Origin of the sequence: Streptomyces sp. cmx-18-6 (genome assembly GCF_046548915.1) — a bacterium.
Classification (GTDB): Bacteria; Actinomycetota; Actinomycetes; order Streptomycetales; family Streptomycetaceae; genus Streptomyces.
Genome location: NZ_JAEBEP010000015.1, coordinates 141,742 through 164,662 on the forward strand (window position 1 = coordinate 141,742; position 22,921 = coordinate 164,662).

Genomic DNA, 22,921 nt, shown 5'->3' on the forward strand with positions numbered 1-22,921 from the left:
GAGCGGGCCGAGGGGACGGGGGTTTCGGGATGGGCACGCTGCTGTGGATCAACGGCCCGTTCGGGGGCGGCAAGACGCAGACCGCGTACGAGATCCGGCGACGGCTCCCCGGCAGCGTGATCTGCGATCCGGAGCACATCGGCTTCGGCCTGCACCGGACCCTGCCGCCCCACCTGCGCGGCGACTTCCAGGACCTGGCCGCCTGGCGGTCCGGGGTCCGCGAAGTGCTCGGGCTGGCGCTGGCGGGGCACCCGGGGCCAGTGATCGCGCCGATGACGCTGGTCGATCCCGGCTACTTCGCGGAGATCGTCGGCGGGCTGCGCGAGGACGGCCACACCGTGCACCACACCGCCCTGCTCGCGGACCGGGGCACGGTCCTGCGGAGGCTGCGGGAACGGGGCCTCGGGCGCGGGCTGAAGCGGGACAGCTTCGCCGTACGGAGGCTGGACGACTGCCTGGAACGCCTCGCCGGGCCGGAGTTCGCCCGCCACATCCGTACGGACGAGGTGACGGTGCCCCAGGTGGCGGACCTGGTGGCGGGGGCGGCGGGCCTCACGCTCACGCCGGACACCGACAGCCGGCTGCGGCACCGGCTGCGGCGGACCTGGACGGGCCTGCGGCACATCCGCTTCGACTGAGGCTGCGGTGACCCGAGGGCGGGACGGGAGCCCCGGGGCCGGGGCGGGCCCCAGGGGCCGGGTGCGGGCCCTCAGCTCGCGCTCCCGCATCCCGGCCGATCACCGCAGCTCGCGCACCCGCACCCCGGCCGGTCACCGCAACTTGTGCACCCGCACCCCGGCCGGTCACCTCAGCTCGCGCTCCCGCATCCCGGCCGGTCACCGCAGCTCGCGCACCCGCACCCGCCCTCCCGGGTCACCGCAGCACGCCCTCCAGGAAGTCGCTGCCGAGCCGGGCGACCACGGTCAGGTCCAACTGGTGCAGGACGTAACGCCCGCGCCGCCGCGTCGTCACCAGCCCGGCCTTCTTGAGCACCGACAGATGCCGGGAGACCTCGGGTGAGGTGATGCTGTGCGAGTCGGCCAGCTCGCCGGTGGTGTACGGGGAGCGCGCGAGGTTGCGGCACAGCCGCATCCGCATCGGGTGGGCCAGCGCGTCCATCCGGCGCTGGAGCAGCTCGACGGAGGCGGGGGCCGGCAGGTCGGGCAGCCGGACCGGGTAGTGGATCACCGGCCGCCAGCCCCGGGAGTGCAGCACCATCAGGTGCGGCCAGCCGAAGCTGGTGGGGATGAGGGTGAGCCCGGCGCCGACGTCCGGGTCGACGGCGGTGGTCCAGCCCTCGGCCAGTTTGTCGACGGAGAGCCTGCCCGCCCCCTCGTCCACGGTCAGGGCCGCGGAGACCGCGCCCATCGCCTCCCGCACGCCCTTGCGCTGGAGCACCTCCGTCTTGTGCCGGGCGTCGGCGACCAGCTGGATCGAACCCCGCCGCCAGGTGTCCGCGAAGAACGCCTGGTCGCAGTCCTCGAAGAGCTGCCGTATCCAGCGGCGTACGGGAGCGGGGTCGGCCAGCAGCCGCTGGGTGAACTTCACCTGCCGCGGCCCGCGCGCCGCCGCCAGCTCCAGGGCGCGGGCCCGCGTCACCGGGTCCGACAGCGGGGCCGTCGCGCCCGCCCCGTACAGACCGGCGCAGGTGAACTCCAGCGCCGCGGCCACGAACCGTTCGTCGTCGAGCCGGTCCAGGAGGTCCAGGTCCTCGGCGAGGGTCGCCCCGGTCTTGCCGTCGCCCCCGTGGATCCCGGCGAACGGCATGAAGATGTCGGAGAAGGTGTTCCGCCACAGGAACTCCGCCTCCAGCAGCCGGTCGGCGAGGTCGGGCTCCAGCGCCGCCGCGGTCGCGGTGACCCAGCCGTGCACGCCGGGGTGGTGCCCGGGTTCGGAGAGCGCGTGCAGGGCGACCCCCAGCTCCAGGAGGGGGGAGGTCGCGAACACGATGCGTTCGGGGGGCAGGCCGGTGATGTCTATGTCCACGCTCACGGGTCCATAGTGCGCGTACGCGGACGGGGCGTCGCTTCATTTGACGGCGGCCGTCAACCCGGGCCCGGCCGACACCACCCCAGCCCGGCCGACACCACCCCAGCCCGCCCGGCGTTCGAGGGCGGACCCCGGACGCCCCGGCCCGGCCACGCGCCACGGCCCCTACTCCAGGAGCCCCACGAACACCCCCACCGCCTCCCGCACGTCCTCCGCCGACCACTCCAGCCCCGCCCCCGCCACCGTCACCTCGGTGACCGACACCCCCGGCGGCAGCCCGGCCGCGCCCGCCGCCCCCGCCGACCAGCGCCGGAACAGCGCCACGCCCGTCTCCTCCGCCTGCCGCATCGACGCCTCGTCCAGCACCTCGGCCCCGTACGGCAGCCACACCTGGAACTGGTGCGTGTGCGGCGGCTCCGGACGCACCCGGAACCACGGCGCCCCCGCCTCGGCGAACCCCTCCGCCAGCGCCGACGCCACCACCTTCGCGTGCGCGACGTACGACGGCAGGCGGGGCAGCTCCCGGTCCAGCCCGATCAGGGCGGAGAGCGCCGCCGGGTACTGCTGGAAGACCTGGCCCCCGTACCGGTGGCGCCACACCCGCGCCTCCTCCACCAGCGTCCGGGGACCCGCCAGCGCCGCCCCGGACAGCCCGTCCAGCGACTTGTAGAAGGAGACGTACACGCTGTCCGCGAGCGCCGCGATCTCCGGCAGCCCCCGCCCGAAGTGCTCCGTGCACTCCCACAGCCGCGCCCCGTCCAGGTGGACCACCGCGTCCCGCTCCCGCGCCGCCTCCACCACCGCCGTCAGCTCCTCCCACTCGGGCAGCACGAACCCGGCGTCCCGCAGCGGCAGCTCCAGCATCAGCGTGCCGAAGGGCTCGGGGTGCTCCCGGACCTCCTCGGCGCTCGGCAGCCTCGGTTCGGACGTCGGGTGCACCGTGCGCAGCCCGCTCACCGCCCCGAGCGCACCGCCCTCGTGCAGCTCCGGATGGGACAGGGGATGCAGGGCCACCGTCGCGTTGCCCGTACGCCCCGCCCAGCACCGCAGCGCGACCTGCTGGGCCATCGTGCCGGTCGGGAAGAACGCCGCAGCCTCCGTCCCCAGCAGCCCGGCCACCCGCCGCTCCAGCTCCGCGACGACCCCGCCCCCGTACACATCCACCGCGTCGTCCGGATCGTGTACGGAAGAGGCGTCGGCCGCCAGCGCCGTCAGCCGCTCGCCCAGCGTGCCGTCCGCGCCCAGCCGCGCCAGCGCCCGCCGGGACCCCCGCCAGGCGGCCAGTCGACGCCGCCGCTGCTCCTGCTCATCCATGGCTGTCATGGGACGATCATCGCCCGGGCCACTGACAGCACGCCCCCGTGTTTTCCGGTCCCGCGAGGTTATCCACAGGCTGTGGGCGGCGGGCGGGCTTCGCCGAAACGCTGGCGTAGCATGCAGATGAATCGTCCGGTACCCCCCGCGGACTGGAACGGAAGGCCATCGCCACGTGAACACGACAGCTCCCAAGGAACCCCTCGACGCGAGGGACCGCCCCGCCCGCCTCACCGTCGGCGTCGTGGGAGCGGGCCGCGTCGGCCCCGCACTCGCCGCGGCGCTCCAGCTCGCCGGACACCGCCCGGTGGCGGTCTCGGGCGTCTCCGACAGCTCCCGCCGGCGTGCGGCAGCCCTGCTCCCGGACGTGCCCGTGGTGACGCCCGCCGAGGTGCTCGCCCGTGCTGAGCTGGTGCTGCTCACCGTCCCCGACGACGCGCTCCCCTCCCTGGTGGAGGGGCTCGCCGAGACCGGAGCCGTCCGGCCGGGGCAGCTGCTCGTCCACACCTCCGGGAGGTACGGGGCCCGGGTCCTGGACCCCGCGCTGCGGGCCGGGGCGCTGCCGCTCGCGCTGCACCCGGCGATGACGTTCACCGGCTCGTCCGTCGACGTCCAGCGGCTGGCGGGCTGCTCGTTCGGGGTCACCGCCCCCGAGGAGCTGCGGCTGGCCGCCGAGGCGCTGGTCATCGAGATGGGCGGCGAGCCGGAGTGGATCGCGGAGGAGTCCCGTCCGCTCTATCACGCGGCCCTCGCACTCGGCGCGAACCACCTGGTCACCCTGGTCGCGGAGTCGATGGAGCTGCTGGCCAAGGCCGGGGTCGCCGCCCCCGACCGGATGCTCGGCCCGCTCCTGGGGGCCGCCCTGGACAACGCCCTGCGCTCCGGCGACGCCGCGCTGACCGGCCCGGTGGCCCGGGGCGACGCGGGCACGGTCGCCGCCCATGTCTCGGAGCTGCGCGCACACGCCCCCCAGATGGTGGGGGGCTACCTCGCGATGGCCCGCGCCACGGCCGACCGGGCGCTGGCCCACGGCCTCCTCAAGCCGGAGCTCGCGGAGGACCTGCTCGTCGCCCTGGCGGACCAGGAGAGCGGCCCCGGCGGCCCCGGACGGGGGGAGACCCGATGACGACGACCGGAAACCCCGCCCCGCGCCCCGCCACACCCCCCACTGCCGCGCCCCGCCCGGCCGAGCCCTCCGCCCCCGCCCTCCTCCGCACCGCCGCCGACCTCGACGCGCTGTCCCGCCCCGCCGGGGCCGAGCGGGCCGTCGTCATGACCATGGGCGCGCTCCACGAGGGCCACGCCACCCTGATCCGCGCCGCCCGCCAGTCGGCAGGACCGGACGGCCAGGTCGTGGTCACGGTCTTCGTGAACCCGCTCCAGTTCGGCGAGGCCGCCGACCTCGACCGCTACCCGCGCACCCTGGACGCCGACCTGGAGACCGCCGAGGCGGCCGGGGCCGACGCGGTCTTCGCCCCCGGTGTGGACGAGGTGTACCCGGGCGGCGAGCCCCAGGTCCGGATCACCGCGGGCCCCATGGGCGAACGCCTCGAAGGGGCCTTTCGCCCCGGCCACTTCGACGGCATGCTCACCGTCGTCGCCAAGCTCCTCCACCTCACCCGCCCCGACGAGGCGTTCTATGGGCAGAAGGACGCCCAGCAGCTCGCCCTGATCGCCCGCATGGTCCGCGACCTGAATTTCGGCGTCCGCATCACCGGCGTGCCCACCGTCCGGGACCCCGACGGCCTCGCGCTCTCCAGCCGCAACCGTTTCCTGTCCCCGCAGGAGCGGCACACCGCTCTCGCCCTGCCCCGCGCCCTGTTCGCCGCCCAGGACCGGCTGGCCGCCCAGCAGGCCCTGCACGAGCGGGCCAAGGCCACCGCGCCCGGCGGCGACCGGGCCGCCGGCCTCAACAAGCTGGGCGAGGCCCGGGCCGCCGCCGACGCCCAGGCCGTGGCGCTGGCCCGGCCGAACGGGGCGCCCGCCGCCGTCCGGGCCACCGCGCTGGCCGTCCTGGAGGAGGCCGCCGCCCGGGGCAGGAGCCCGCTCGTGCTGGACTACCTGGCGCTGGTGGACCCGGCGGACTTCACCGAGATCCCCGACGACCGCGAGAGCGGGGAGGCGATCCTCGCCGTCGCCGCCCGGGTCGGGGAGACCCGCCTCATCGACAACATCCCCCTCACCTTCGGAGCCCTGACGTGACCGGAATACGGCTGACCGCCCCCGCCCCCGGCTGGGCCATCGACGCGGACGTCGTGGTGGTCGGCTCCGGAGTCGCCGGTCTCACCACCGCCCTGCGCTGCGCGGCCGCCGGCCTGGACACCGTGGTCGTCACCAAGGCCCGGCTCGACGACGGCTCGACCCGCTGGGCCCAGGGCGGCATCGCCGCCGCACTGGGCGAGGGCGACACCCCCGAGCAGCACCTCGACGACACCCTGGTCGCGGGCGCGGGCCTCTGCGACGAGGAGGCCGTGCGGACCCTGGTCACCGAAGGCCCCGACGCCGTGCGCCGGCTGATCACCACCGGCGCGCACTTCGACACCACCGACGCCGGCGACATCGCGCTGACCCGCGAGGGCGGCCACCACCGCCGCCGCATCGCCCACGCGGGCGGCGACGCGACGGGGGCCGAGATCTCCCGCGCCCTGGTCGAGGCGGTCCGCGAGGCCGCCCTCCACACCATCGAGAACGCGCTCGTCCTGGACCTGCTCACCGACGCCGAAGGCCGTACGGCAGGCGTCTCCCTGCACGTCATGGGCGAGGGCCAGCACGACGGCGTCGGCGCGGTCCGGGCCCCCTCCGTCGTCCTCGCGACCGGCGGCATGGGCCAGGTCTTCTCCGCCACCACCAACCCGTCCGTCTCCACCGGGGACGGCGTGGCGCTGGCGCTGCGGGCCGGGGCGGAGGTCTCCGACCTGGAGTTCGTCCAGTTCCACCCGACCGTCCTCTTCCTCGGCGCGGACAGCGAGGGCCAGCAGCCGCTGGTCTCCGAGGCGGTACGCGGCGAGGGCGCCCACCTCGTCGACGCGACCGGCACGCGCTTCATGCTCGGACAGCACGAGCTGGCCGAGCTGGCCCCCCGCGACATCGTCGCCAAGGCCATCACCCGGCAGATGCACGAGCACGGCGCCGAGCACATGTATCTGGACGCCCGGCACTTCGGCGCGCGGATGTGGGAGCAGCGCTTCCCCACCATCCTGGCCGCCTGCCGGACCCACGGCATCGACCCGGTCACCGAGCCGATCCCGGTCGCCCCGGCCGCGCACTACGCCTCCGGCGGCATCCGCACCGACCTGCGCGGCCGCACGACCGTCCCCGGCCTGTACGCCTGCGGGGAGGTCGCCTGTACGGGGGTGCACGGCGCGAACCGGCTGGCGTCCAACTCCCTCCTGGAGGGCCTGGTCTTCGCCGAGCGCATCGCCGCCGACATCGCGCGGACCCGCCCGCCGCGCACCGAACCGGCGGACGCCCCCCATGACGCCGACGCCCCCGTCGCGCTGCTCGCCCCCGAGACGCGTACGGCGATCCAGCGCATCATGACCCGGGGCGCGGGAGTGCTCCGCTCCGCCGGGAGCCTGGCCGCCGCCGCCGAGGAGCTGGAGGCCCTGCACCGCAGCGCCGCCGCCGACGCGGACGCCGCCGACCCCAAGGACGCGGTCCCCGGGGTCGACACCTGGGAGGTCACCAACCTGCTGCTGGTCTCGCGGGTCCTGGTCGCCGCCGCCCGCGAGCGCGAGGAGACCCGGGGCTGCCACTGGCGCGAGGACCGGCCCGACCGCGACGACGAGCACTGGCGCCGCCACCTGGTGGTCCGCATCGCCCCGGACCGCACGCCGGTCGTCCACCGTACGGAGACCGCCGCATTCCCGCCCGTACGCGCGTCGGATTGAGCAGACTTGAGCAGACTGCCCGACAGCAGCCGCGCCAGCCGCACCCGCACCACCCGCCACGCCCCCGAGGAGCCGCAACCGTGTCCACGCCCGAAGAGAATCCGCGCCCCACACCCGTGGACGTACCGCTGATCCGGGTGGGCGCGCCCGCACCGTCCGCGCCCTCGGACGGCGGCTGCGGCGACGGCTGCGGCTGCGGTGACGGCTTCGACCCCGAGGCCCTGGAGTGCGGCCTCGACCCCGCGCTCGCGCTGCTGCTGGCGGAGGCGGGTCTCGACCCCGTACAGGTCGAGGACGTCGCCCATGTGGCGATCGAGGAGGACCTCGACGGCGGGGTGGACGTCACGACCGTGGCGACCGTCCCCGAGGACGCCGTGATCACCGGTGACTTCACCGCCCGCGAGGCGGGGGTCGTGGCCGGGCTGCGGGTCGCGGAGGCGGTCCTGTCGATCGTCTGCACCGACGAGTTCGAGGTCGAGCGGCACGTCGAGGACGGCGAGCGGGTCGCCCCCGGCCAGAAGCTGCTGACGGTCACCACCCGCACCCGGGACCTGCTGACCGGCGAGCGCAGCGCGCTGAACCTGCTGTGCCGCCTCTCCGGCATCGCGACCGCCACCCGCGCCTGGGCGGACGTACTGGAGGGCTCCAGGGCCCAGGTCCGCGACACCCGCAAGACGACGGCGGGGCTGCGCGCGCTGGAGAAGTACGCGGTGCGCTGCGGCGGCGGCGTCAACCACCGCATGTCGCTCTCCGACGCGGCGCTGGTCAAGGACAACCACGTGGTCGCGGCGGGCGGGGTCGCGGAGGCGTTCCTGCGCGTCCGCGCCGAGTTCCCCGACCTGCCCATCGAGGTCGAGGTCGACACGCTGGAGCAGGTCCGCGAGGTGCTGGACGCGGGCGTCGACCTGATCCTGCTGGACAACTTCACCCCGGGCGAGACGGCCGAGGCGGTCGCCCTGGTCGCCGGCCGCGCGATCCTGGAGTCCTCCGGCCGCCTCACCCTCGACTCGGCCCGCGCCTACGCGGACGCGGGCGTCGACTACCTGGCGGTCGGGGCGCTCACCCACTCCTCCCCGATCCTCGACATCGGCCTGGACTTCCGCGAGGCGTCCACCACCAGTGACGGGGCCGACGCCTGATGCTGCTCACCATCGACGTCGGCAACACGCACACGGTCCTCGGCCTCTTCGACGGCGAGGAGATCGTCGAGCACTGGCGGATCTCCACCGACGCCCGCCGCACCGCCGACGAGCTCGCCGTCCTGCTCCAGGGGCTGATGGGCATGCACCCGCTGCTCGGCATGGAGCTGGGCGACGGCATCGAGGGCATCGCGATCTGCGCGACCGTCCCCTCGGTCCTGCACGAGCTGCGCGAGGTCACCCGCCGCTATTACGGCGACGTCCCCGCCGTCCTCGTGGAGCCCGGTGTCAAGACCGGCGTGCCGATCCTGATGGACAACCCCAAGGAGGTCGGCGCGGACCGCATCATCAACGCGGTCGCCGCCGTCGAGCTGTACGGGGGCCCGGCGATCGTCGTCGACTTCGGCACCGCCACGACCTTCGACGCGGTCTCGGCGCGCGGGGAGTACGCGGGCGGGGTCATCGCCCCCGGCATCGAGATCTCCGTCGAGGCGCTCGGCGTCAAGGGCGCCCAGCTCCGCAAGATCGAGCTGGCCCGGCCGCGCAGCGTGATCGGCAAGAACACCGTCGAGGCCATGCAGTCCGGCATCGTCTACGGCTTCGCGGGCCAGGTCGACGGGGTGGTGGCCCGGATGAAGAAGGAGCTGACCGCCGACCCGGACGACGTCACGGTCATCGCGACCGGCGGCCTTGCTCCGATGGTGTTGGGGGAGTCCTCCGTCATCGACGAGCACGAGCCGTGGCTGACGCTCATCGGGCTGCGCCTGGTGTACGAGCGGAACGTGTCCCGCTCGTAGGCACGGTGTCCGACCGGGTGCGGCGTACCTGCGGGAACGGCGTCCGGCGGGGCTTCGGCCGGCGTCCGTGGACGCCGCGCCATCGACGGCCAGTTAAACGGATTTTGTCCATTTAGCACGTATTGTCGCGTTATGCCCACGCCCTACGGTTCACGAGGCGGCATGGCGTTCAGCGCGGACGAGCTGCGGGTGCTCCGACGTGCCCTCGCCATCGCCCTCCACCCCATGCCCCTGTCCGACGAGGACGTCCAGGACTGCCTGCGGCTCGCGGGCTCCGTGGACGAGGCGGTCGGGGAGGCGGGCCGGCTGCGAGCGTTCCTCCTCGCCGACCTGGCCCGCTACCGCGCCGCCCTCCCCGGCTCCGTCAGCGGCTACCTGGAGCTCCTCCAGGACGCCCTGGCGGCCGGTTACGACCCCCGCCCGGACGATCTGGCGGCCCTGCGCGCGCTGCGCGGGAAACCCCTCGCCGCGGCCCTCCTGGAGCGCTGCCAGATCCTCGCGGAGCGCTCCGTACGGGCCCGGCTCGCCGGCCGCTCCGCCGCCCTCACGGCCCCCGGGCCCCGCAGCCGCCTGCTCGCCCTCCCCGGCGGCCGGGCCGCCGACCGGGAACCGGAGCGCCCCAAGGCCCCGGCCGCCCCCGGCCGCCCGCCGGCCCCCGGACAGCGCCCGGCGCCCAAGCCCTCCGAGGTCTTCCCGCCCCGCCGCCCCACGCCGCCCCCCTCGGAGGAGGAGCGCGCGGCGGGCTGACCCCGCCCTCCCCACCGGCACACCACGGACGCGGCGGCCTTCCATCGGGAGGTCGCCGCGTCCCGCCGTCGCGGGCTCGCTACTCTGGACGGCATGGACTATGTATCCGCGCTCGTGCCCCCCGTGGTGATGGCCGCTTTCTTCATCGGTCTGATCGTGACGATCGTGAAGAGCCAGGGCGGTCCGAACAAGACCAAGGAGGACGACGCCGTGGACGCGGCGATCGCCCGCGCGGAATCGGTGAAGCAGACCGCTCGTCCGGAGAATGCCTGACGGCGAACGCCTGGCGACGGAATGCCGGCCGGAGAAATCCGGCCGGTGAACGCGCACCGGTGAACGAACGCGCACGGCTACGCACGCCCTTCGGTGACGAACGCGCACGGCTGACGAACACGCTTCGGTGACGAACGCGCTTCGGTGACGAACGCGCACCGCTGACGAACGCGCTTCGCTGAATACACACCGGCGAACGCACGCGCACCGGTGAACGCCGGCGGCGTAAGCGGCTCTGCGGCTCACCGGCCCCCGCGTAACCTCGCGTGCCCCTGGGAGCGCACGGCTCACGAGAGCTGTGCGCTCTTTTGCTGTGTAAATAACCAGCCATTCAGGACATCTAGCACTAAAGTGATCCCGTGCCCCGCCAATTGGGAGAGCTGGAAGACGCCGTGATGACACGCGTCTGGCAATGGAACCGTCCGGTGACCGTGCGGGAAGTCCTTGAGGACCTCCAGCAGGAACGGTCCATCGCCTACACGACGGTGATGACGGTAATGGACAATCTCCATCAGAAGGGCTGGGTTCGCAGGGAAGTCGACGGCCGCGCGTATCGATATACGGCCGTCTCCACCAGGGCCGCCTACTCGGCCGCACTGATGAACGAAGCCTGGTCGCGCAGTGACAACCCCGCCGCCGCCCTTGTCGCGTTCTTCGGCATGATGTCCCCCGAGCAGCGCGAAGCGCTCCAGGATGCCGTTCGCATGGTTTCCCCCACCCCCGCGGGACCGGCCGCCGAAGCCGCCGAAGCCGCTGCCGAAGACGCCGCCCCGGCCGATGGGGCGGAGCCGGAGAGCGGGCGATAGCGTCGGGGGCATGTCCTCTGAGCAACCGCAAACGGATCCGGAAACCGAACTCCATACCGACCCGTCGGTAAATAAGCCCGCCTTCACCGTTCGACGGGCCAGGACGAGCGATGTGGCGTCCGTACGCCGACTCCTCGACGGGTACGTCTCCGGAGGCATCCTGCTCGACAAAGCGACCGTCACTCTTTACGAGGACATCCAGGAGTTCTGGGTCGCGGAACGCGACGAGGACGCCCGGATCATCGGCTGCGGCGCTCTCCATGTGATGTGGGAAGACCTCGCGGAAGTCCGGACCCTCGCCGTCGATCCCCGCATCAAGGGCGCCGGAGTGGGGCATCACGTACTGGAGAAGCTCTTGCGGACCGCGCGCCGGCTCGGTGTGCGCAGGGTTTTCTGCCTCACCTTCGAAGTGGACTTCTTCGCGAAGCACGGGTTCGTCGAGATCGGAGAGACGCCGGTCGACACAGATGTCTACAGCGAGCTGCTGCGTTCCTACGACGAGGGCGTCGCCGAGTTCCTCGGTCTCGAACGGGTGAAGCCGAACACCTTGGGCAACAGCCGGATGCTTCTGCACCTGTGACTACGCCGGTGACTGCCTCTGCCGTCCGCACCCGTGACCGGTCCTTGGATGCGCCGGGGACTGTGCCTTGGGTTGCGCCTTGGGCTGTGCCTTGGACTGTAGAAGGACCTGCATCCCTATGTCCGAATCGCGCACGTTTCCCGTGTTCTCGAGCTCCTGAACCTCTCCCGGGGGTTTGTGTTTTCCCGGGAAAAGCGGTTTCCTTTCCGCGTACTCCATTTTCGATGAAAGGAAATCCCGTGGCACAGAAGGTTCAGGTCCTTCTTGTCGATGACCTCGACGGTGTCGAGGCGGACGAGACCGTGACGTTCGCCCTTGACGGCAAGACATACGAGATCGACCTCACCACGGCCAATGCGGACAAGCTTCGCGGTCTTCTTGAGCCCTACACCAAGGGCGGCCGCCGTACCGGTGGCCGTGCGGCGACGGGTCGCGGCAAGGGCCGCGCCGTGACCGGCGGCAACAAGGACACCGCGGAAATCCGCCGGTGGGCGCGGGAGAACGGGCACAACGTGAATGACCGCGGCCGCGTTCCCGCCGAGATCCGTGAGGCTTACGAGAAGGCCAACGGCTGATCTGCCGGACTGCCGAACAGCAACCCCGCACGGGCGCGCGACAACCGGACCCGATGGCATTCCGTCGCCGCGGCGTCCACCAGTCGTACGAGGTCGGGGGCACCCCCGCCGCTGCTCCCGAAGCCCGCGAGCGCGGGAAGCGCCGATGTGGGCGCGAGCCTCGGCTCGGGGGGCCGCAGCCACACAGCGGCCCCCGGCGAGCCCGCACCTCCCGGGTGCGACGGAGCCGCGATCCGGCCCCCGGCCCCCACTGCGGTCAGGCCGAGGGCGAGCGGGCCCCACTCCAGCCAGTCGAGCAGCCCCGGCAGCTCGTCGGCGCAGCCCGGGGCGACCAGCAGCCCCATCCGCGCACCGGCCAGCAGCACCGGTCCGGTGCGCAGCGGGCGGCGCAGCAGGGCATGACCGGCCGCCGCGGGAAGTTCCAGCACGTCGAAGCGGACCCCGGTGAGCAGCCGCACCGGAGCGCGACCCTCGGTGGGCCAGCCGAGCTCCCGCTCGTACCACCGGGCGACGGCGTCCCCATGGGCGCCGGCGGCGGATGGGCCCGGAGCGGCGTCGGACGACGATCGGGGCGGCGGGACGATGAAGGCCATGTCCGATGAACCGCTGAACCGACACCGAAGTTACGCAGCGTCCCCAACCTGTCACGGTGTGTCCGGATTTCCGGGGCGCGCAGAGGCATTCACCCGCGCAAGGTTGTTCGCCCGTAGCGGAGGGAACCGGGGCGCGCCGCATGGACTGTCAGTGATTGCGGGTAAGACTTTCCTAGTGGGAAGGGGCGACACGCTGGCCGAGGCGTCTCACGTTCGCCATCGGCGTACTGGCGAAAGGGGTATCTGCCTGGCCTGCGGGAACATCGTCTCGCACCATCGGGTTGGAGCAGTTGTCAGCTGTTCGGCAGTAAGAATCCCCGCCCGGTGCGGGGTGATCCGGACGGATGTCGGCAGTTGGAATGAGCTGTCCCGTCCTGCGGGACTAGCATGCGGAAGGACTGGGAGGGGACCGACCCCTCACTGACCGACCGCTCTGAGGAGCGATTAACGATGTTCGAGAGGTTCACCGACCGCGCGCGGCGGGTTGTCGTCCTGGCTCAGGAAGAAGCCCGGATGCTCAACCACAACTACATCGGCACCGAGCACATCCTCCTGGGCCTGATCCACGAGGGTGAGGGTGTCGCCGCTAAGGCCCTGGAGAGCCTCGGGATTTCGCTCGAGGCGGTCCGCCAGCAGGTGGAGGAGATCATCGGGCAGGGGCAGCAGGCTCCTTCCGGGCACATCCCCTTCACCCCGCGAGCCAAGAAGGTCCTGGAGCTGTCGCTCCGCGAGGCCCTTCAGCTGGGCCACAACTACATCGGCACCGAGCACATCCTGCTCGGCCTGATCCGCGAGGGCGAGGGCGTCGCCGCCCAGGTCCTCGTGAAGCTGGGCGCCGACCTGAACCGGGTCCGGCAGCAGGTCATCCAGCTGCTTTCCGGATATTCGGGCGGCAAGGAGACGGCGGCCGCGGGCGGCCCCGCGGAGGGCACGCCCTCCACCTCCCTGGTGCTCGACCAGTTCGGCCGCAATCTCACGCAGGCCGCTCGCGAGTCCAAGCTCGACCCGGTCATCGGGCGCGAGAAGGAGATCGAGCGGGTCATGCAGGTGCTGTCCCGCCGGACCAAGAACAACCCGGTCCTCATCGGCGAGCCCGGCGTCGGCAAGACGGCGGTCGTCGAGGGCCTGGCCCAGGCGATCGTCAAGGGCGAGGTGCCCGAGACCCTCAAGGACAAGCACCTCTACACCCTGGACCTCGGCGCCCTGGTCGCCGGTTCGCGATACCGGGGTGACTTCGAGGAGCGCCTCAAGAAGGTCCTCAAGGAGATCCGCACCCGCGGCGACATCATCCTGTTCATCGACGAGCTCCACACGCTCGTCGGAGCGGGCGCGGCCGAGGGCGCCATCGACGCGGCTTCGATCCTGAAGCCCATGCTGGCGCGCGGTGAGCTCCAGACCATCGGCGCCACCACGCTCGACGAGTACCGCAAGCACCTGGAGAAGGACGCCGCTCTCGAGCGCCGCTTCCAGCCCATCCAGGTCGCGGAGCCGTCGCTGCCGCACACCATCGAGATCCTGAAGGGCCTGCGCGACCGTTACGAGGCCCACCACCGGGTCTCCATCACGGACGAGGCCCTCGTCCAGGCCGCGACCCTGGCCGACCGGTACATCTCGGACCGCTTCCTCCCGGACAAGGCGATCGACCTGATCGACGAGGCCGGATCGAGGATGCGCATCCGCCGGATGACCGCGCCGCCGGACCTCCGCGAGTTCGACGAGAAGATCGCGGGCGTGCGTCGCGACAAGGAGTCGGCCATCGACTCCCAGGACTTCGAGAAGGCAGCCTCCCTCCGCGACAAGGAGAAGCAGCTGCTGGCGGCGAAGGCCAAGCGCGAGAAGGAGTGGAAGGCCGGCGACATGGACGTCGTCGCCGAGGTCGACGGCGAGCTCATCGCCGAGGTCCTCGCCACGGCGACCGGTATCCCGGTCTTCAAGCTGACGGAGGAGGAGTCCTCCCGTCTGCTGCGCATGGAGGACGAGCTCCACAAGCGCGTCATCGGGCAGAAGGACGCCATCAAGGCCCTTTCGCAGGCGATCCGCCGTACGCGAGCCGGCCTGAAGGACCCCAAGCGCCCCGGTGGCTCGTTCATCTTCGCCGGCCCGTCCGGCGTCGGTAAGACCGAGCTCTCCAAGACGCTCGCCGAATTCCTCTTCGGCGACGAGGACGCGCTGATCTCCCTCGACATGTCGGAGTTCAGCGAGAAGCACACGGTTTCCCGCCTCTTCGGTTCGCCCCCCGGTTACGTGGGCTACGAAGAGGGCGGCCAGCTCACCGAGAAGGTGCGCCGCAAGCCGTTCTCCGTCGTCCTCTTCGACGAGGTCGAGAAGGCCCACCCCGATATCTTCAATTCCCTGCTCCAGATTCTGGAGGACGGTCGCCTGACCGACTCCCAGGGTCGGGTCGTGGACTTCAAGAACACGGTCATCATCATGACGACCAACCTCGGGACCCGGGACATCTCCAAGGGCTTCAACCTGGGCTTCGCCGCCCAGGGCGACGTCAAGACGAACTACGAGCGGATGAAGACCAAGGTCAACGAAGAGCTCAAGCAGCACTTCCGGCCGGAATTCCTCAACCGTGTCGACGACACGGTCGTCTTCCACCAGCTGACCGAGGAAGACATCATCCAGATCGTCGACCTCATGCTCGCCAAGGTGGACGAGCGGCTCAAGGACCGGGACATGGGCATCGAGCTCAGCTCCGAGGCCAAGTCGCTCCTGGCGAAGAAGGGCTACGACCCCGTGATGGGCGCCCGGCCGCTGCGCCGGACGATCCAGCGCGAGATCGAGGACATCCTCTCCGAGAAGATCCTCTTCGGTGAGCTGCGCCCCGGTCACATCGTGGTCGTCGGCGTCGAGGGCGAGGGCGACGAGAAGAAGTTCTCGTTCCGCGGCGAGGAGAAGTCGGCTCTGCCCGACGTCCCCCCGATCGAGCAGGCGGCAGGCGGCGCCGGCCCGAACCTGACGAAGGACGCGTAAGGCCCGTACAGGGCACGCAGGAGGGGCTGCCCCGGAATCGGCTTCACGGCCGGGTCCGGGGCAGCCCCTCTTTCCGCGTCCTCACGCGAAGGGGGAGACGTCGAGCCGGTCGCCCAGTCCTTCCGCCCCGATGAGGCGGGTCTCCTTCGCCCCGACGACCTCCACCCACGACAGACCGGGCCAGGAACGCAGCGGCGTGAGATTCAGCGTCCGCCTGCCCGAAGCGTCCAGGGTGAGCCGGGTGACCCAGGGGAAGACCGTCCGCAGCCTCGCCACGTTCTCGCCGGGGGGAGGGGCCGGTACGGACAGCTTCTCGATGGTGGGGACGGACACCGCGTGGTCCGGCCGGCTCCCCCAGGGGAAGGCGGTCAGCTGGAGATCGGTGATCCGGGAATGCTCCCGCAGCTTGACGAGGGCGTCGTCGAACGCGGCGAGTTCGGTGACCCGGAGCGCCCTGAGCGACTTCCAGGCGCCGAGCCCGTCCAGCGTGAGCGGACGGAAGTTCGTCACTCGCAGGACGCTGACCCCCGGGTGGGCCGGGATCTCACTCAGCCGGTCCACCGAGAGACGCCTCAGGCTGAGGTCGGTCAGGCTGGGCAGGTTCGCCAGCGGCGCCAGGTCTGCGAGGGGCATTCCCTCCGCGTCCAGGAGCAGGATCCGCAGCTTGCCGAGACCGGTGAGCGGCGTCAGGTCCCGGACCCCCGGGCACTGTTCGACGGACAGCAGCGACAGGGAGTCGGCGACCGCGCTCAGCCACGAGACCCCGGTGAGCAGGGTGTTCTGGATGAGGAGAAGCATTTCGACCTGGATGCCCTCCAGCGCCGCACCGAGCTCCGCCTCGGGCAGGTCCGAGCCCAGTGACAGGGCCTCCACGGACGGGAGGTGCCGCAGTGCCCTCAGCCGCTTCCGGTCGGCCACGCCCAGAATCGTCGTCCGGAGTGCGCAGTGGGCCAGTACCTGGGCGGCGTACTCCTCGGGCGGAAAGCGTTCCCACGCGCTCGCAAAGCAATGGCTCAGACCCGGGCGGCCCAGGATCCAGTCATGGGCATGGGGTACGGCGGGGCTCCCCCGATGGCCACGATCAGTTCGCCCACGTGCTGTTGGCACGGGTCCTCGTCGGACACCTGCCGGGGATCGGGCAGGAACGCCAGCGCCGCCGGTCCCAGCCGGGCCAGGGAGGCCACCTGGCCGCCGTCGCGCGGCGGGAAGAGCGCTGCCGTGCTCTCCCGTACCGCTCTCCGCACCGCCTCGTCCAGCCAGGTCGCGTGCTGGGCGCACAGGGCGGCCAGGACATGGGCGGCGGTGCGCTCCGCCGTACCGGCCTCGTGCAGCAGGCCCACGTCCAGCAACCCGCTGACGAGCAGGGCGAGTTCACGTCGTCCGCAATGGCCCGCCGCCAGCAGGATCACGTCCTGCCAGGTCTCCTCCGTCGAGTGCCGCAGCAGTTCGTTGAGGTGGTCGTCCTCGATGAACTCCTTGGCGGCCAGGTAGTCCTGGAAGGTGCGGTGGATGAACTGGTAGGTGTCGTCGGCGTGTTCCTGGAGCAGGCCGCTGCGGTTCAGCAGGTGCGTGAGGATCTTCTCGGGCGTGCCCTGCGCGCTCACCCGCTCCATCCCCGCCAGTGCCCGGCCGAGCCGGCGCAGCGCCTGCTCCCGGGTGAACTCCGACTGGCCCTCGCGCACCAGCCAGACCGCGATCCGCTGGAGGAGCTGGGTGTGTTCCTCGATGGTCGGCTCGATGCCCTCGGGGTCACCGATCCGGCGGCGCCGGTCTCGGTGGCCGAGGAGCATCTCCAGCGCCGAGCGGTACAGGCTCCACCGGGTCTCCGGGAGGAAGCCGTCGCGGCGGCGGTGCAGGGCGCAGATCACCGCGCAGAGCAGCGGTGTACGGGCCAGGTCACGGAGCGTGGAGTTCTGCTCGAACTGGCGGGAGAGGTCGCGTTCCAGTTCGTCCAGGCGCTCGGCGTCCTCCTCGGAGAGCCGCGCCGCCCGGTGCCAGGAGGCCACGAACTCCTGGATATCTTCGTTCCGCATCGGCAGCAGACGTAACTCCGCGAAGTCCTCCGAGCGCAGCCAGTCCGGTTCGACGGCCAACGGTCGTACGGTCGCCACGCACCGGGTCTCCGGGTAGCGGGCCAGGAGCTGCGACAGCCAGTCGTGCGCCTGTTCGCGGTCCTCCGGCGGCACCTCGTCCAGCCCGTCCACCAGCAGCAGGGCCCGCCCGGACTCCAGGACCCGCCCCGCCCACCCCTTCGGGGCCGCGTCGATCGCCAGGCCGGCCGCGCCCCACAGCTCCGCCGGGCTCGGGAACGTACCGCCGCGGGCGTGCAGGGTGCGCAGGGGTACGACGAAGGGGACCAGGCCGTTCAGCGGGGCCAGGTCGTCGTCCAGGGTGCGGGCCGAGGCGTGGGCGGCCAGCCACCACAGGAGGGTCGTCTTGCCCGCGCCCGCCTCGCCGCGCAGCAGGACCCGGGGGCGGCCGGTGAGGAGGGTGTCGATGCGTTGGGGGAGGGGAGGGCCCTGAGCTTCCCCTCGGCCCTGGGCCTGGGCCTGGGCCTCCAGGCTGAGGTAGGCCGTGTCGAGGTCCCACTCGGAGTCGTGCCGGCTCAGCTCGTCCAGGCCGAAGATCTTCGTACGGCGGTACTTGGCACCCAGCGCCTGCGCGTACTCCGCCTCGTACCGCAGGTCTCTCGGGAAGCTGCCGTGGACGCGTTCCTCGCGCAGTTCGACCCCGGTCCGCTGGAAGACGTAGCGGAAGTACTCCGTGGCGAGGGCCGGGCCGAGCGGTACGCACTCGACCCGGCGGCCCTCGCGCTGCCGCGGGATCTGCCGGGCGATGCCCAGGAGCACGTCCCCGACGAAGAGCGGGCCGCCGGAGAGCCCGGACAGCGCCGGGGGCTCATCGTCCGGGCGGGCGGCGGGCGGGCCGTCCAGTTCGCAGACGAGCACGTCGCGCACCCGGCCCGCCATGGGCAGGACCGTCGCCGTGTACTGGTCTGCCTCCAGCCGCTTGTCACGGCCGTAGCGCTGGACCTGCGGGAAGCCGGTGATCTCGCAGTCGGGGATCGCCTCGCGGGTGTCCAGCACGCCGAGCCGCACCGGGGAGACCGGCCGCACCGGCACGGTGGACTGCACGAGCGCCACGTCCAGCCCGTAGTCGATCCAGACGACGTGGGCCCCTACACGGTCCCGGCGGGCGGGGTGGCCGATGGCGACGGGCCTGGCCTTGACCACATGGGCGCAGGTCAGGACCAGCCGGTCGGTGAGCAGGACGCCGCTGCCCTGGAGGGCGCCGGAGACGACCACCGTACGGTCGGCGGGGTGGTAGGGGACTGTGGTGCTCACGGGCGGACTCCCGCCCCCGCCCCCTCACCGAACCCCGCCGTGTCCCCGCCCGGCCCGGCTCCGTCGCCGAACCCCGCCGTGGACCCGTCGTCCTGCGTCCCGATCTCCCACGCCTGGCCGGTCACCGCGTTCCGCGGGCTCAGCGTGAAGGCGACCTTGTGCGTACGGCCCGTCGCCCGGGAGGCGTCCGCGCCCGCCTCGACCACCCAGGCCCTCACCTTGCCGCCCGCCTTGGCCTCCTTGCGCAGTTCGAGGGTGAACTCCATCTGGATGTCACCGACCTCGAAGGACAGGGGCCGGTCCGTGGCCCGGCCCGCCGCCTCGATCAGCTGGTTGCGGATGGATTCGACGGCATCGGCGAGCTCGATGCCGTCCAGGTCATGGGTGTTCTCGGCCGTCATGGTGGTCCCCCGGGGGTGCGGTGCCGCTTTCCCGTCAGCGTAGTGATGTAGCGGGCCGAAGGTCCCGAATCGGAAGGACTTAGGCCCCACCGGCGGTGACAAGGCGCACAGGCCGAAACAGGTCTACTAGCCGTGCTAGGAGATGGCGCGGTGATCGGCGGAGGGACCTTCGACCCGCCCTCGGCAGGCACTTCCGAAGTTTCGACCGATATGGCCGGTTCATGGCGTCATGTCCGGAAAAGTGCGCACAGAACTGGGGCTAAACCTCCTGCGGGCGAAGGATTCCGAAGACTCCCCGGGTGGTTGAAAAGGGACCAACCGCAACGAATTCCCTGGGCGCCCTCTACGGCTTTTCTTCGTAGATGGGGGGTTTGAGCACCGGCGGGGGTGCGGGTTACCAAGGTGGAGCAAGCCCGGACAGCACGCCGGGTCCACTCACCTTCGGAGGACTTCACCGTATGAAGCGCGCAACGAACCAGCACACCATTCGCCCGTCCGCCTCCCGCGTCCGTGGCGCCGTCCTGGCCGCCGGCCTGGGTGCGTCCGTGGTGCTGGGTGCAGGCTCGGCGTTCGCGGCCGGCAACGCCGACGCCGCCGCTCCCCTCGCCGCGGGCACCACCGCCCAGTCGGTCGCCCAGCAGGCGACCGCGCAGAGCAAGGCCGCCGACGCGGCGAAGAAGACGGCGGCGCAGAAGGCGTCCGACGCGAAGAAGAAGGCCGAGGACAAGAAGAAGGCGGCCAAGAAGAACGCCGCCTCCTGGAAGGCCCCGGTCAAGAAGTACACGCTGTCCGCCGGCTACGGCACCGGCGGCGCCCGCTGGGCCGCCAAGCACTCCGGCCAGGACTTCGCCGTGCCGGTCGGCACCCCGGTCAACGCCGCCCACACCGGCACCATCGTGAAGGCCGGCCCGAACGGCGGCGGCGACGGCCCCGCGTACGGCAACGCCGTCGTGATCAAGCACGCCAACGGCAAGTACTCGCAGTACGCGCACCTGTCGAAGATCAACGTGAAGATCGGCCAGCAGGTCAAGACGGGCCAGAAGATCGCCCTGTCCGGCAACACCGGAAACTCCAGCGGCCCGCACCTGCACTTCGAGATCCGCACCTCCCCGAACTACGGCTCGGCGCTGAACCCGGCCGCGTTCCTCCGCTCGGTGCACGTCTCCATCTGATCCGGCCGGCGTAACCGCGCGACTCCGCCGGGACTCCGGCGGGCGCGCAGCACAACCGAAAAGAGTCAGTGGACCCGTTACACCCCGGTACCCGGGGCGTGCGCCCGGGTCACCCGATCGACGGCGACGTCGAGGACAGCCTCACGGCTCACTCCTCGGGGTCGCCGTCGCCGTTGTACCCGGCGGATCCAGGGAACCTCACCCCTGCGGCTGCCGCTCACCCCCCTCCCGGGGGCGGCCACCGCCCACCCCCCTCCGGGCGGCCACCGCTCACCCCTGCGACTGCCGCTCCCCGTCCTCCATCCGCAGCAGGGGAAAGCTCCCCGTAGCCGTGGGCGCGTGTTCCGGCAGCCACAGCACCGCGATCGCGCCGCCCGTGCCCTCCGCCGCACCCGAGGGCGCCGCGTTGCGGAAGGTCAGCCGGGCCCCCAGCACCCTCGCCTGGCCCGACGCGATCGTCAGGCCAAGCCCGTGCCCGTGTCCGGCCCGGTCCATGGAGCCCGTACGGAACCGGCTCGGCCCGTCCCGCAGCAGCTCCTCCGGGAAACCCGGACCGTGGTCCCGGACCCGTACCACCCGGCCCTCCACCGTGACCTCCACCGGGGTGGAGCCGTGCTTGGCGGCGTTGCCGAGGAGGTTGCCGAGGATGCGCTCCAGGCGGCGCGGGTCCGTGGAGACCCAGGACTCGTGCACCACCCGCACGCTCACGTCCGGGTCCAGCGACGCGATCCGCCGGCTGACGAACTCCCCGAGCGGCAGCTCCTGGAGCTCGGCCCGCTCCGACGCGCTGTCCAGGCGGGCCACCTCCAGCACGTCCTCCACCAGCGTCCGCATGGCCTGGGCCCGGTCCCGTACGAGCTCGGTCGGGCGGCCCGGCGGCAGCAGCTCGGCCGCCGTGAGCAGCCCGGTGACCGGGGTGCGCAGCTCGTGGGCGATGTCGGCGGTGACCCGGCGCTCCGCCTCGATCCGCCCGTTCAGGGCGTCGGTCAGCGCGTCGACCGCCCGCGCCAGCTCGTCCGTCTCGTCGCGGACGACCCCGCCGACCGCCTCCCGTACCCGTACGTCGGTGTGGCCCTCGGCGACCCGGCCCGCCGCTGCCGCCGCCTGGCGCAGCCGGCGCGAGAGCTGGCCGCCGATGAGGACGCCGAGCGCGCAGCCGCCGAAGACGACGGAGACCGAGCCGATGATCAGGGCCCGGTCCAGGTCGTCCATGATCGTGGCGGAGCGGTCCGCGAACCGGGTGTGCAGCGAGAGCACGTCCCCGTTGGCCAGGGGGACGGCCGCCCACACGTCGGGCACCCCGTCGTCGCTCTGCGTCACATGCGTGGCCCGCCGGTTCTTGCGGACCTCCTCGCGCAGGCTCGCCGGGATCGCCGGATCGTTGAGCTTCGCGCCGAACTTGGGCCCGCCCTTCTGCATGTTCGTCGCCTCGTAGAACCGCTGCGCGCCGAGCAGCCGCTCCAGCTGCACCTCACGGGCGTTCTCGATCATCGAGACCCGGGCCGCGTTGTGCACCACGAGGCTCAGCGCGACCGCGATGAGCGCGCCGACCGCCGCGATGGCGATGCTGATCTTCCAGCGGACACCGGTCCGCAGGGCCAGTCGCATCACGCCCGCAGCTTGTAGCCGAAGCCGCGGACCGTCTCGATCCGGTCCTGGCCGATCTTGGTGCGCAGCCGCTGGACGTGGACGTCCACGACCCGGGTGTCGCCGCCCCAGCCGTAGTCCCAGACCCGCTCCAGCAGCTTGTCGCGGGAGAGCACGGTGCCGGGCGCGGAGGAGAATTCCAGCAGCAGCCGCATCTCCGTGGGCGTCAGCGCCACCTGCTCCCCGCCGCGCCGCACCTCCATGCCGTCCGTGTCGACCTCCAGGTCGCCGAAGGCCAGCACCCCGCCGAGCTCCCCGCCCTCCCCGTCCGTACCGCCCTGGCCCGTGCCCTCCGGTCCGGCCGCGTGGCCGAAGCGGCGCAGTACGGCGCGGATCCGGGCGACCAGGACCGCGCCGTCGAAGGGCTTGGTGACGTAGTCGTCGGCCCCCGCCTCCAGGCCGAGGACCACGTCGATCGAGTCGGCCCGCGCGGAGAGCATGATCACGGGCACGGTCGACTCGTCACGGATGCGGCGGCACAGGCTCACCCCGTCGAGCCCCGGCACCATCACGTCGAGCAGGGCGATGTCCGGCCGGTCGGCCCGGAACGCCTCCAGTCCCAAGAGCCCGTCCGGCATCGCGGTGACCGTGAAGCCGACCCGCTCCAGGGCGAGCTGGGTGGCCTCACGGATGACATCGTCGTCCTCGACGAAGAGGACGTGGGTCTCGGCCATG

21 protein-coding genes are annotated in these 22,921 nt (G+C 72.2%); 13 read left to right on the plus strand and 8 right to left on the minus strand.

Annotated features, from left to right (window positions below; all coding sequences use genetic code 11):
* Window positions 1-29: 29 nt before the first annotated feature.
* Window positions 30-638 (plus strand): AAA family ATPase, encoded by a 609-nt coding sequence (locus tag ACLJPL_RS29150; protein WP_411083929.1) that lies wholly within the window; start codon window positions 30-32, stop codon window positions 636-638.
* A 235-nt stretch (window positions 639-873) separates the two neighbouring features.
* Here the strand turns inward: ACLJPL_RS29150 and ACLJPL_RS29155 are convergent, their stop codons facing one another.
* Both ACLJPL_RS29155 and ACLJPL_RS29160 read right to left on the minus strand, forming a co-directional pair.
* Window positions 874-1,986 (minus strand): DUF5937 family protein, encoded by a 1,113-nt coding sequence (locus ACLJPL_RS29155; protein ID WP_411083965.1) that lies wholly within the window; start codon window positions 1,984-1,986, stop codon window positions 874-876.
* A 168-nt stretch (window positions 1,987-2,154) separates the two neighbouring features.
* Window positions 2,155-3,312 carry a threonine aldolase family protein gene (locus ACLJPL_RS29160; RefSeq protein ID WP_411083930.1) on the minus strand — a complete coding sequence of 386 codons (1,158 nt, stop codon included), beginning with the start codon at window positions 3,310-3,312 and terminating at the stop codon, window positions 2,155-2,157.
* Between the two features lie 166 nt (window positions 3,313-3,478).
* On the opposite strand from ACLJPL_RS29160, the gene ACLJPL_RS29165 reads away from it, so the two are divergent.
* The 10 genes from ACLJPL_RS29165 to ACLJPL_RS29210 all read left to right on the plus strand — a co-directional run bounded on the left by ACLJPL_RS29165 (window position 3,479) and on the right by ACLJPL_RS29210 (window position 12,110).
* The gene (locus ACLJPL_RS29165; RefSeq protein WP_411083931.1) at window positions 3,479-4,429 is read left to right on the plus strand and encodes a Rossmann-like and DUF2520 domain-containing protein; all 951 of its coding nucleotides are present in this window, start codon (window positions 3,479-3,481) and stop codon (window positions 4,427-4,429) included.
* Window positions 4,426-5,505: a pantoate--beta-alanine ligase gene (gene panC / locus ACLJPL_RS29170; protein ID WP_411083932.1), complete on the plus strand. Its 1,080-nt coding sequence runs from the start codon at window positions 4,426-4,428 to the stop codon at window positions 5,503-5,505. The genes ACLJPL_RS29165 and panC overlap by 4 nt, the downstream gene beginning before the upstream one ends.
* A complete protein-coding gene (locus ACLJPL_RS29175; RefSeq protein WP_411083933.1) occupies window positions 5,502-7,193 on the plus strand; it encodes an L-aspartate oxidase in 1,692 nt (563 codons plus the stop codon). Before panC ends, ACLJPL_RS29175 begins: the two co-directional genes overlap by 4 nt.
* Window positions 7,194-7,273: 80 nt before the next feature.
* Window positions 7,274-8,332, plus strand: coding sequence for a carboxylating nicotinate-nucleotide diphosphorylase (gene nadC, locus ACLJPL_RS29180; protein WP_411083934.1), 1,059 nt, complete (start codon window positions 7,274-7,276; stop codon window positions 8,330-8,332).
* Complete coding sequence (locus ACLJPL_RS29185) at window positions 8,332-9,129, plus strand: type III pantothenate kinase (RefSeq protein ID WP_411083935.1); 798 nt, start codon at window positions 8,332-8,334, stop codon at window positions 9,127-9,129. Before nadC ends, ACLJPL_RS29185 begins: the two co-directional genes overlap by 1 nt.
* Before the next feature lie 162 nt (window positions 9,130-9,291).
* Complete coding sequence (locus ACLJPL_RS29190; protein ID WP_411083966.1) at window positions 9,292-9,876, plus strand: hypothetical protein; 585 nt, start codon at window positions 9,292-9,294, stop codon at window positions 9,874-9,876.
* 93 nt (window positions 9,877-9,969) lie between these two features.
* Entirely contained in the window at window positions 9,970-10,149 is a 180-nt protein-coding gene (locus ACLJPL_RS29195) for a hypothetical protein (RefSeq protein ID WP_411083936.1), read from the plus strand.
* A gap of 359 nt (window positions 10,150-10,508) precedes the next feature.
* The gene (locus ACLJPL_RS29200) at window positions 10,509-10,955 is read left to right on the plus strand and encodes a BlaI/MecI/CopY family transcriptional regulator (RefSeq protein WP_411083937.1); all 447 of its coding nucleotides are present in this window, start codon (window positions 10,509-10,511) and stop codon (window positions 10,953-10,955) included.
* 10 nt (window positions 10,956-10,965) lie between these two features.
* Window positions 10,966-11,535 (plus strand): amino-acid N-acetyltransferase, encoded by a 570-nt coding sequence (locus tag ACLJPL_RS29205; protein ID WP_411083938.1) that lies wholly within the window; start codon window positions 10,966-10,968, stop codon window positions 11,533-11,535.
* A gap of 239 nt (window positions 11,536-11,774) precedes the next feature.
* Window positions 11,775-12,110: a histone-like nucleoid-structuring protein Lsr2 gene (locus tag ACLJPL_RS29210; protein ID WP_097869371.1), complete on the plus strand. Its 336-nt coding sequence runs from the start codon at window positions 11,775-11,777 to the stop codon at window positions 12,108-12,110.
* Here ACLJPL_RS29210 and ACLJPL_RS29215 read toward each other — a convergent pair.
* On the minus strand, window positions 12,089-12,703 hold the full coding sequence (locus ACLJPL_RS29215; protein WP_411083939.1) for an SCO3374 family protein: 615 nt from the start codon (window positions 12,701-12,703) through the stop codon (window positions 12,089-12,091). The two genes, ACLJPL_RS29210 and ACLJPL_RS29215, sit on opposite strands and share 22 nt — an antisense overlap.
* Before the next feature lie 450 nt (window positions 12,704-13,153).
* Here ACLJPL_RS29215 and ACLJPL_RS29220 point away from each other — a divergent pair, with 450 nt between their 5' ends.
* Complete coding sequence (locus tag ACLJPL_RS29220) at window positions 13,154-15,682, plus strand: ATP-dependent Clp protease ATP-binding subunit (protein WP_327218941.1); 2,529 nt, start codon at window positions 13,154-13,156, stop codon at window positions 15,680-15,682.
* Between the two features lie 81 nt (window positions 15,683-15,763).
* Here the strand turns inward: ACLJPL_RS29220 and ACLJPL_RS29225 are convergent, their stop codons facing one another.
* From ACLJPL_RS29225 to ACLJPL_RS29235, 3 genes are all read right to left on the minus strand, one after another.
* Window positions 15,764-16,600 carry a hypothetical protein gene (locus tag ACLJPL_RS29225; protein WP_411083940.1) on the minus strand — a complete coding sequence of 279 codons (837 nt, stop codon included), beginning with the start codon at window positions 16,598-16,600 and terminating at the stop codon, window positions 15,764-15,766.
* 95 nt (window positions 16,601-16,695) lie between these two features.
* The gene (locus ACLJPL_RS29230) at window positions 16,696-19,026 is read right to left on the minus strand and encodes an NACHT domain-containing protein (RefSeq protein ID WP_411083941.1); all 2,331 of its coding nucleotides are present in this window, start codon (window positions 19,024-19,026) and stop codon (window positions 16,696-16,698) included.
* Complete coding sequence (locus ACLJPL_RS29235) at window positions 19,023-19,427, minus strand: trypco2 family protein (RefSeq protein ID WP_411083942.1); 405 nt, start codon at window positions 19,425-19,427, stop codon at window positions 19,023-19,025. The genes ACLJPL_RS29230 and ACLJPL_RS29235 overlap by 4 nt, the downstream gene beginning before the upstream one ends.
* A gap of 458 nt (window positions 19,428-19,885) precedes the next feature.
* Here ACLJPL_RS29235 and ACLJPL_RS29240 point away from each other — a divergent pair, with 458 nt between their 5' ends.
* The gene (locus tag ACLJPL_RS29240; protein ID WP_411083943.1) at window positions 19,886-20,599 is read left to right on the plus strand and encodes a M23 family metallopeptidase; all 714 of its coding nucleotides are present in this window, start codon (window positions 19,886-19,888) and stop codon (window positions 20,597-20,599) included.
* Between the two features lie 270 nt (window positions 20,600-20,869).
* Here ACLJPL_RS29240 and cseC read toward each other — a convergent pair whose 3' ends face one another.
* Complete coding sequence (gene cseC / locus ACLJPL_RS29245; RefSeq protein WP_411083944.1) at window positions 20,870-22,210, minus strand: two-component system sensor histidine kinase CseC; 1,341 nt, start codon at window positions 22,208-22,210, stop codon at window positions 20,870-20,872.
* A complete protein-coding gene (gene cseB, locus ACLJPL_RS29250) occupies window positions 22,207-22,920 on the minus strand; it encodes a two-component system response regulator CseB (RefSeq protein ID WP_411083945.1) in 714 nt (237 codons plus the stop codon). The genes cseC and cseB overlap by 4 nt, the downstream gene beginning before the upstream one ends.
* Window position 22,921 lies beyond the last annotated feature (1 nt).

Coding starts and splice junctions, on each gene's coding strand:
- ACLJPL_RS29195 (WP_411083936.1), top strand. CDS start 9,970: ATGGACTATGTATCCGCGCTCGTGCCCCCCGTGGTGATGGCCGCTTTC.
- cseB (WP_411083945.1), bottom strand. CDS start 22,920: ATGGCCGAGACCCACGTCCTCTTCGTCGAGGACGACGATGTCATCCGT.
- ACLJPL_RS29220 (WP_327218941.1), top strand. CDS start 13,154: ATGTTCGAGAGGTTCACCGACCGCGCGCGGCGGGTTGTCGTCCTGGCT.
- ACLJPL_RS29235 (WP_411083942.1), bottom strand. CDS start 19,427: ATGACGGCCGAGAACACCCATGACCTGGACGGCATCGAGCTCGCCGAT.
- ACLJPL_RS29205 (WP_411083938.1), top strand. CDS start 10,966: ATGTCCTCTGAGCAACCGCAAACGGATCCGGAAACCGAACTCCATACC.
- ACLJPL_RS29185 (WP_411083935.1), top strand. CDS start 8,332: ATGCTGCTCACCATCGACGTCGGCAACACGCACACGGTCCTCGGCCTC.
- ACLJPL_RS29190 (WP_411083966.1), top strand. CDS start 9,292: ATGGCGTTCAGCGCGGACGAGCTGCGGGTGCTCCGACGTGCCCTCGCC.
- ACLJPL_RS29160 (WP_411083930.1), bottom strand. CDS start 3,312: ATGACAGCCATGGATGAGCAGGAGCAGCGGCGGCGTCGACTGGCCGCC.
- ACLJPL_RS29215 (WP_411083939.1), bottom strand. CDS start 12,703: ATGGCCTTCATCGTCCCGCCGCCCCGATCGTCGTCCGACGCCGCTCCG.
- ACLJPL_RS29150 (WP_411083929.1), top strand. CDS start 30: ATGGGCACGCTGCTGTGGATCAACGGCCCGTTCGGGGGCGGCAAGACG.
- panC (WP_411083932.1), top strand. CDS start 4,426: ATGACGACGACCGGAAACCCCGCCCCGCGCCCCGCCACACCCCCCACT.
- ACLJPL_RS29240 (WP_411083943.1), top strand. CDS start 19,886: ATGAAGCGCGCAACGAACCAGCACACCATTCGCCCGTCCGCCTCCCGC.